A 6166-nucleotide genomic window follows, 5' to 3' on the forward strand; every position below is an offset into this window, starting at 1 on the left:
CCCTGCGCCGCCCACTCACGAAACCCGCCGAGCCGAGCCGTTCCGGGATCGTCATGGTGGCGTTGTCGGCGATCGACATCAACGGCACCAGCCCCTGGTGGTGCCGGTCGCGGGGCACGAACCCCACCCCGGCGGCGAGCGAGCCCGGCACACTGCCCGGACGCGGCCGGCGACCGGCGACCTCGACGGTTCCCGCCTGCGGGGCGCGCAGCCCCACGACGGTCTCGGCCAGCTCCGTCTTCCCGCTGCCGCCCAGACCGGCCAGGCCGACGATCTCGCCCGCGCGGACCTGGAGGTCCACGTCCTGGTACACCTCGCCGTCGGCCAGCCCGCGTACGTCGAGGACCGTCGAGGCGTCCGCCGCGACGGCGGGCCGGACGTTCCGCTCGGCCAGGCCCGCGGCCTCACCCGTCATCGCCGCGACGAGCTCACCCTGCGGCAGCTCCGCCACGGGAGCGGTGAGGATGTGCCGGGCGTCGCGGAACACGGTGACGGTGTCGCAGATCTCGTAGATCTCCTGCAGGTGGTGACTGATGAACAGGAACGTCACGCCCTGCTCCCGCATCGCCCGCATCCGGTCGAAGAGCCGGTCGATCGCCGCGCCGTCGAGCTGCGCGGTGGGCTCGTCCAGGATGATGAACCGGGCGCCGAACGACAGCGCGCGGGCGATCTCGACGAACTGCCGCTGCTCCACCCCGAGGTCTCCGGCCGGCTGCCTGACGTCGACGTCCACCGACCATGCCTCGAGGAGATCGGCCGCCTTGCGCCACACGCTCTTCCAGCCGACCAGTCCAAGCCGGTTGCGGTCGTGGCGGTTCAGGTACAGGTTCTCCGCCACGGTCAGCTCGGGAATGATCGTGGACTTCTGGTAGACGCAGGCGACCCGCTCCCGCCACGCGTCCCGGTCGGACAGCCGCGGCGCGGGCTCGCCGCCGAAGCGGACCTCACCGACGTCCGGCGCCTGCAGACCGGTCAGGATGGAGACCAGGGTCGACTTCCCCGCGCCGTTCCGGCCGACGAGCGCGTGCGCCTCCCCCGGTCTGATGGTTATGTGAGCCCGGTCGAGCGCGACCGTCTCGCCGTACTTCTTGGTGATCTGTTCCGCCTCGGCGACGGGCCGGTCCGTCAGGACCGGCCCGTCGTCACGGGCGGGATGAGGGCTCGCGGAACTACCCGCGAACTCGCCCATGCCCACGCCCACTCCTTAGTTCAGGTTGTTGCCCCACAACGACTTGTCGTCGTGCTTCACGCTGGGGACGCCTCCGTACGTGCCGCCGTCCGCCGTGACCAGCGGCGCGGACAACTGGTCCTCCAGCAGACCCGGCCGCACCTGGATGATCGTGCTGTCATGATCAGTCGCACCCGGCTGGAACGTCTTGCCCTCGATCGCCGCCTTCGCGTACATCAACGCGTACTTCGCGTACAGATCCGCCGGCTGAGACACCGTCGCGTCGATGTTCCCCGCCGCGATGTCCTTCAACTCCTCCGGAATACCGTCGTTGGAGATCACGAACACATGCTTGGGATCACCCGGCGGAACCAGCAGATCACGCTGCTTGAGCAACTGCAACGTCCCCGCCAGCGCGAAACTCGACTCCATGTAGACGCCCTTGATATCCGGATTGGCCGTCAGCCGCGTCTGCAACTTCTGCGACGCCAGCGCACCATCCCAGTTCGTCGCCTCCCCGAACACCGTGATCCCGGGATAATTCGCCTTCATACACTCGTTGAACGCCTCGGTACGATCCCGGCCGTTGATCGACGCCAGATCACCCTCCAGCATCACGACCTTGCCCTTACCCGACAGCTTCTCCCCGAGGAACTTGCACGCCTTCTCCCCATAAGCCCGGTTGTCGGCCCGCACCACCATGAACGCGTTCCCCGTGTCCGGACGCGTGTCCACCAGCACCGCCGGAATCTTCTTCGCCTCCAGCTGCTGCAGCGTCGGCGCCACCGCCGCCGTGTCCTGCGGCGCCATCACCACACCCTTGACACCCTGACTCATCAGGCTCTGCACATTCGCCGTGAGCTTCGCGATGTCGTTCTGCGAGTTCGTCGTCTTCAGCTCCGACTGCTGCTCATCGGCGAACTTCGGCACGTAACTGATGTAAGAGTTCCAAAAGTCCGTGTCCGAACGCGGATAGTCCACCCCGATGAGCGGCTTGGCCGCCGCACCCGCGGCACCGCCGCCGTTTGCTTCGCCGCCGCTGTCGCTGCCGCCGCCGCAGGCCACGGCGAGACATCCGGACATGGCGAGGGCCGCGGCGAGCGCGAATCGTCTAGGTCTCAACGTCTCTCCTCACATATCACCGCGATCACGGCCAGAGCCACCTGACCGCGCCGCGGGCTCAAGCCGGGGAACGACCGCGCTCCTTACGCGAGGAACTCTTACGAGGACGCTCCGACGCGCTTATCACCCGACAGGACATGGGATGTCTTTCTACGGCCAAACCCGTGCCAGTGTCCAGACCCTTTCCCCAGAAACCCCAAAAACGTAGGCGTTCTGGTGCAGAAGACGGCCTCCGCGGGGGCGGTTGGGGGTCCAGGTCGTGGAGGACGCCAGACCGGCGATAGATCCTATGTTTGACCCCGGGCCGCCCTGGAATGAAACTTTCATCCGCGTGTCCGGCGCCGCCTCCGGCCCTCGCACCACGGCGTCGCCTCGCAGGATCTCGCCGTGACGGGTCACATCGGCCTAAGTCGCTGGTGGGCGGCCGAGATCACCCCGATCCTGGGGGGATTAATCCCATGTCTACCGAGATAAGCGGGCTTATCTACGGCTTGACAAGGCGCGATCGGCATCTAACGTCGGATCTCTGACGCGCCGGATCGTCACGGCCGTCACAGTACTCTTCGGGAGACAGCGTGCCCCCCATCACAGCCCCCCTCTCGCACAGCCACACCTCGCCCGCCCGTGGCGCTTCGCGAGCCGGAGCGCTCCCCCGCATCCCCGGCCCGGCCCTGTCGGCTCCCACGACTTCTTCGGCGCATCGGCAGGTGGTCGTCGCCTGCCGGAAGGGATGAAAATCTGACTATGTCGTTGACCGAGCAGGCCATCGTGCACATCAGGCAGCTCATCAAGGAGGGGATCCTCCCTCCGGGTGCCCGGCTGCCTCCCGAGCAGGAGTTGGCCGCCGAGCTGGGCCTGTCCCGGAACCTGCTCAGGGAGGCCGTCCGCTCCCTTGTCACCATGCGCGTGCTGGAGGTTCGCAGAGGTGACGGCACCTACGTCACCAGTCTCAAGCCGGAACTGCTGCTCGAGGGGGTCGGGCTCGCCGTCGAGATGATGCGGGGCGACGACCTCCTGGAAATCACCGAGATACGGCGCCTGTTCGAGCCCCTGGCGACGGGGCTGGCCGCCACCCGCATCACCCCCGAGCAACTCGCCTGGGTCGAACGGCACCTCAACGCGATGATCGCGAATCGGAACGACGTCGAGGCGCTCAACTACCACGACGACGCCTTCCACCGCTCGGTGTTCGAGGCGACGGGCAACAAGTCCTTGAGTGCCCTGCTCGGCGGCATCGCCGGCCGGACGCTCCGCACCAGGGTGTGGCGCGGGCTGGTCGAGAGCGACGTGGCCGGGCGCACGATCGCGGAGCACGCGGCCATCTATCAGGCGCTCGCGCACCGCGACGCGCCGCTCGCCCAGGCGGCGGCGCTCGTGCACGTCAGCACGACCGAGACCTGGCTGAGGGAGAACCTGGGGAGCACGTACAGCGAGGAGACCCCCGAACGGGCCGGGGCCGCTTCGTAGGAATCGGGCCGGGGCCGTGGCCCCGGCCCGATCTCATCTTCGCCTCATCCGAGAGATCAGGGGCTGGTGCAGGTCACGGCCGGCGTGGCCGCCGAACCGTTCGCGGTGAACCCGAACGTCGTCGAGCCGCCCGCCGCGATGGAGCCGTTGTAGTCCGCGTTGCGGACCGTCACCGACGAACCGGACACCGTCTGCGTGCCGTTCCACAGACTGCTGATCGTCTGACCACCCGGCCACGTCCACTTCACCGTCCAGCCATTGACCGCCGAACTCCCCGCACGAACGGTCACATTCGACTGGAACCCACCCGGCCACGAGTTCGTCGTCTCAATCGTCGCCGAACACGCACCCGTCACCGGAACCGACGGAGACACCGACGGGGACGCCGACGGCGAGGCGCTCGGGCTACGCGACGGGCTCACCGACGGGCTGGGCGACACCGAGGTGCCGCTGTTCAGCGCGTTCAGCGCGGCGGTGTAAGCCGCCTTGGGCTGATAGCTGGAATCCCACATCATCGGGGCGCCATAGCCGGGGAACGTGCCGGGGATCCAGGAGTGCCCGTCGTCCACGCCCCACTGCGAGACGCCCACACACCGGGAGACCGCCAGGCAGGCGTTCACGATCATTCCGTAGTCTCTGCCCTGCTGCTGCAGCTCCGAACTGTCGGCGGGCATCTGGATCCGGTCGTCGAGTTCGGTGACGGCCACGTCCAGGCCCAGATCGGCGAAGCGCTGCATGTTCGCCTGCAGGGTCGAGGGCACCTGGCCGACGATGAAGTGGCTCTCGAACCCGATCCCGTTCAGCGGTACGCCCTGCGCCACGAGCGTCTGCGCCAGCGAGTAGAGCCCGTTGCTCTTCGCGTTGATGCCCTCGATGTTGTAGTCGTTGATGTACAGCTTGGCGTTGGGGTCGGCGGCGTGCGCGGTGCGCAACGCGTCGGCGATGTAGCCGCTGCCCATCGCCTTGTAGAACACGTCCTGACGCAGGCTGCCGTCCTCGTTGTACGGCTCGTTGACCACGTCCCAGGAGTAGACCTTGCCCCGGTAGTGGGTGGCCTCGGTGGTGATGTGGTTCTCCATCGCGGCCTGCACCTGGTTCGTCGGGAGGCTGCTGACCCAGTTGGGGAGCTGGTTGTGCCAGACCAGCGTGTGGCCGCGCACGCGCATGCTGTGCGACTGGGCGAAGGAGACGATCTGGTCGCCCGGTCCCCAGTTGAACGAGCCCCTGGACGACTCGGTGGTGTCCCACTTCATCTCGTTGCCCGGGGTCACCATGTCGAACTGGGCGGCGGCGAGGTTGGTCAGGGTGGTGTTGCTCAGGTCGCCCCTGGTCAGCGCCGTCCCGAAGTAACGCCCCTTGGCCTCGGCCGCGGCCTTCAACGTCGACGCCGCCTGGGCCGGGACGGCCACGGCGAAAGCGGCGGCGGTGACCGCCGCTGCGGCCGCGACCGCGACCAGGCCGCGCGCGCCGGTCCATCGGCGCCGTTCGTTCCGGATGGTGGGGGGTTTCATACGCAGCCTCCAACGGCCGAGTCGATGCTGGACGGGACCTGGCACACGTGCGATCGGGGGCCGGCACGCGGGCCGGGGTCTGTCGCGGATCGCGCGGGGCCGCGCGCCGGCGTGCCCCGGTCTCCGTCGCCGGGCGACTCCTACCGCGCACCCCCGATCCCGGCAGGCCCTCGCCGGGTCAGTGTGGAAACCACCTCAAAACGTGTCAAGGTCGTGTCTGGACCATTTCCAGCAGGTCGTGGGCCGGACGGAACCGTCCGGGCTGATAGCCGGTCGACCACCGGAGTCATCCGGCGATCGGCGTCCGGTCGGCGGTCGGCACGATCGGTGAAATTTTCACCTCGGCCGCCCCCTGGCCGTGAGCGGGATCGCCGCCCTGTCTCACTTGCTCTGTGTCACCCGCTCTGTGTCACCCGCGCGCGCCGGCTCCCACCGAGCGGGACCGACTCACTGTTAGCGCTAACAACGGACCGCCCAGGCGAGCCCCTCCCCTCCGTCGAATGGACTGAATGTGGTGGTCGGACGAGCAAATATGACGTCATATGACCTGTCAAGGAAGGGCCTCTCTCGCCTCGGGGCCGATTGGTCCGCGAAGACCGTTCCATCTGCGCTTACCAGGCATCCGGCCGCATACTCCGGCGGATCACCGCGTCATGAAACGTTCATTCACGGAGACCCGGGCGGCCAGACCGGGACGATTCTCTCGGTGGACTCACGCCCCGACCTCGGCCCGTTGAGCGGTCGCAATCCTCTCGAAACAGTTCGTCAATCGTCTTGACACTTTTGGTGGTGATTCCCACACTGAGTCCCGATGCGGTCGTGATCCTGCCGGTGCGTGGTGGTGTGGCAGGAACCGTGGCCGGTGACGCGTCCCGACCGGAGTGAATGCGGGACCGCG

The 6166-nt window shown here is 67.8% G+C and carries 4 protein-coding genes; 1 reads left to right on the forward strand and 3 read right to left on the reverse strand.

Annotated elements, in window-relative coordinates:
• Nucleotides 1-1189: sugar ABC transporter ATP-binding protein (locus tag JOL79_RS33380; RefSeq protein ID WP_210159938.1), on the reverse strand; the 1189-nt coding region annotated here is incomplete at its 3' end.
• 15 nt (nucleotides 1190-1204) lie between these two features.
• Nucleotides 1205-2290, reverse strand: a complete 1086-nt coding sequence (locus JOL79_RS33385) for a sugar ABC transporter substrate-binding protein (RefSeq protein WP_230985965.1) — start codon at nucleotides 2288-2290, stop codon at nucleotides 1205-1207.
• A 744-nt stretch (nucleotides 2291-3034) separates the two neighbouring features.
• Between JOL79_RS33385 and JOL79_RS33390 the strand changes: the two genes are divergently transcribed.
• A complete protein-coding gene (locus JOL79_RS33390) occupies nucleotides 3035-3757 on the forward strand; it encodes a FadR/GntR family transcriptional regulator (RefSeq protein ID WP_210159939.1) in 723 nt (240 codons plus the stop codon).
• Between the two features lie 56 nt (nucleotides 3758-3813).
• On the opposite strand, the gene JOL79_RS33395 is transcribed toward JOL79_RS33390, so the two are convergent.
• Nucleotides 3814-5268 (reverse strand): endo-1,4-beta-xylanase, encoded by a 1455-nt coding sequence (locus JOL79_RS33395; RefSeq protein WP_210159940.1) that lies wholly within the window; start codon nucleotides 5266-5268, stop codon nucleotides 3814-3816.
• Between the last annotated feature and the right edge of the window lie 898 nt (nucleotides 5269-6166).

Source organism: Microbispora oryzae, from assembly GCF_017896165.1.
Classification (GTDB): domain Bacteria; phylum Actinomycetota; class Actinomycetes; order Streptosporangiales; family Streptosporangiaceae; genus Microbispora; species Microbispora oryzae.